This is a genomic window from Thermoactinospora rubra, from assembly GCF_002093975.1.
In the GTDB taxonomy this organism is placed as follows: domain Bacteria; phylum Actinomycetota; class Actinomycetes; order Streptosporangiales; family Streptosporangiaceae; genus Nonomuraea; species Nonomuraea rubra_A.
The window spans coordinates 1-2815 of record NZ_MSZZ01000106.1; the positions used below are offsets into that span (position 1 = coordinate 1).

General features: G+C 69.4%; 1 protein-coding gene and 1 CRISPR repeat array. The gene reads left to right on the plus strand.

Features of this window, described 5'->3' with window-relative positions; all coding sequences use genetic code 11:
* Nucleotides 1–63 precede the first annotated feature (63 nt).
* Nucleotides 64–987 carry an IS3 family transposase gene (locus BSB02_RS39065; protein ID WP_143591771.1) on the plus strand — a complete coding sequence of 308 codons (924 nt, stop codon included), beginning with the start codon at nucleotides 64–66 and terminating at the stop codon, nucleotides 985–987.
* A gap of 49 nt (nucleotides 988–1036) precedes the next feature.
* A CRISPR array of direct repeats spans nucleotides 1037–2773; the repeat unit is 29 nt; unit sequence GTGCTCCCCGCGCACGCGGGGATGATCCC.
* Nucleotides 2774–2815 lie beyond the last annotated feature (42 nt).

Genomic DNA, 2815 nt, shown 5'->3' on the forward strand with positions numbered 1-2815 from the left:
CCTCTCCAGTCTCACAGTCCTCAAGCGTTCGGTGGTCTTGTGGGTGAAAGAGGCGATGGGCCGGTGAGCGTGGCGGCCTTCATCTGCTCCCAGAAGACCGACCACGGCATCGACCACGCGATCTCCTGCCGGGCGCTGGAGGTCTCCCAGTCGTGGTTCTACAAGTGGAAGAACCGCATCGGGACAGAGACGCCGACCGCCCGCGAGCAGCGGCGGGCCCGGTTGGATGCAGAGATCAAGCGGCTGTTTGCGGCCTCGGGCGGCACGTACGGCTCCCCTCGGATCACCCAGGACCTGCACGAGGCGGGCTGGCGGGTGTCGGAGAACACCGTGGCCAGGCGGATGGCCGAGCTCGGCTTGGCCGGGCGGGCGCCGAAGAGGCTGCGCTCGCTGACCCGGCAGGGCAAGCGGCCGGCCGCGCCGGACCTGGTGCGCCGCAGGTTCACCGCGGTCGCTCCGGACGTGCTGTGGGTCGGCGACGTCACCATGATCCACACCGATGAAGGGCGGTTGTACTTGGCCTCGGTCGAGGACCTGTTCTCCCGCCGGCTGCTCGGCTACGCCATGTCCGCCCACCACGACGCGGCGCTGACGGTCGCCTCGCTGCAGATGGCGGCGGCCACCCGAGGCGGTGACGTGGACGGGGTGATCTTCCATTCGGACCGCGGATCGGAGTACACCGCCGCCCGCTACCAGGCCGAATGCCGCAAGCACGGGGTGGTGCAGTCGATGGGCCGGGTCGGGTGCGCGCTCGACAACGGAGCCGCCGAGTCGCTCAACAGCACCCTGAAGGTCGAGTTCGTGCACCGGCACCACTTCCGCACCCGGGCGGAGGCCCGCCTGAAGATCGCCACCTGGATAGCGGACTTCTACAACGTCAAGCGCAGGCACAGCGCCAACGACGGGCTGCCGCCTGTCACATTCGAGCGTCAGATGATCGAGAAGAGGCAAGCATCAACGGCCCTGCTGAGGGCCGCTGTGGCATAGGACCGTCTCCACGATTTGAGGGGATTGACAACGGCGGCACCAGCGACCTGTGCTCCCCGCGCACGCGGGGATGATCCCGAAACCCTCGCATGCGACCTGGACGGCGACAAGTGCTCCCCGCGCACGCGGGGATGATCCCGGGCCCGGCCGCTCGGGCAGCGCGGTGCCGATGTGCTCCCCGCGCACGCGGGGATGATCCCTGTCCGGCCTGGTCGGCACACTCAAGGCCGGCGTGCTCCCCGCGCACGCGGGGATGATCCCACTGGCCGTAGCTCGGTCGTGGACTCGGTCGTGTGCTCCCCGCGCACGCGGGGATGATCCCCGGCCATGAACAAGCACTTCACCGCCTGGATCGTGCTCCCCGCGCACGCGGGGATGATCCCGACCGCATCCTCACCGCCGCCGTGCTGGAGATGTGCTCCCCGCGCACGCGGGGATGATCCCTGGGTGTTGAGGTCCTTCAGGTCCCGCTTGACGTGCTCCCCGCGCACGCGGGGATGATCCGTGGGTGCTCGGCCGGCACTTCGTGTCCTGGACGTGCTCCCCGCGCACGCGGGGATGATCCCAACTCGCCGCTGATCAGCATGGAGCGGTTCAAGTGCTCCCCGCGCACGCGGGGATGATCCCGGCCTGCTGTACCGCGTCTTCGAGGACGCGCTGTGCTCCCCGCGCACGCGGGGATGATCCCATCTTCGTCCCTATCGGCGCCAAGGCCGCTCGGTGCTCCCCGCGCACGCGGGGATGATCCCCATCACGGCGATGCTGATCCGCCCCGACATCCGTGCTCCCCGCGCACGCGGGGATGATCCCAGCGACGGGCTGATGGGGCCGATCATCCGCTCGTGCTCCCCGCGCACGCGGGGATGATCCCGCCGTCTACCACCTCATCGACGGCGGCGTGCTGTGCTCCCCGCGCACGCGGGGATGATCCCATGGTCATCGGCTTGACCCCTGACTTTGAAGCGTGCTCCCCGCGCACGCGGGGATGATCCCTGGGCGTCCGGCGACCGTGGCCGCAGCCGGAGGTGCTCCCCGCGCACGCGGGGATGATCCCTGGCCGTACGCCCCGGCATAGGCCTTGGTGATGTGCTCCCCGCGCACGCGGGGATGATCCCCCGCCGACGGCATTCCCCGGCAGGGCGAGATCGTGCTCCCCGCGCACGCGGGGATGATCCCGTCTCTCGGCAATGGCGGCCCCGTACAGCAGAGTGCTCCCCGCGCACGCGGGGATGATCCCAACGCCGTCCAGAGCGCCAAGAACCTCCTCGGGTGCTCCCCGCGCACGCGGGGATGATCCATATCGAGCAACCCCGCTCGATATGTCACACGAGTGCTCCCCGCGCACGCGGGGATGATCCCGTGGACGGGTCGACCGTCTTGGACGGCGACCAGTGCTCCCCGCGCACGCGGGGATGATCCCTGCATACGTCTGTGCGAAGTTACCGCGAAACGGTGCTCCCCGCGCACGCGGGGATGATCCCACGCACACCTTAGCTGACATGCTCCGGATCATGTGCTCCCCGCGCACGCGGGGATGATCCCTTTTCGGTCTCGGTGCGGCCGTCGACGTCGGGGTGCTCCCCGCGCACGCGGGGATGATCCCAGGGCGCGTGGCCAGCACACCGTGGAGGGCATGTGCTCCCCGCGCACGCGGGGATGATCCCAGATCGATCAGGTTGTCGGTGGTGAACGCGCCGTGCTCCCCGCGCACGCGGGGATGATCCCCTGCCCGCGATGGGAGCGGCGTGACATGAGCGGTGCTCCCCGCGCACGCGGGGATGATCCCAATGCCGGGTAGTTAAGAGAGGCTGTGGGCTGTCAAGCAGAA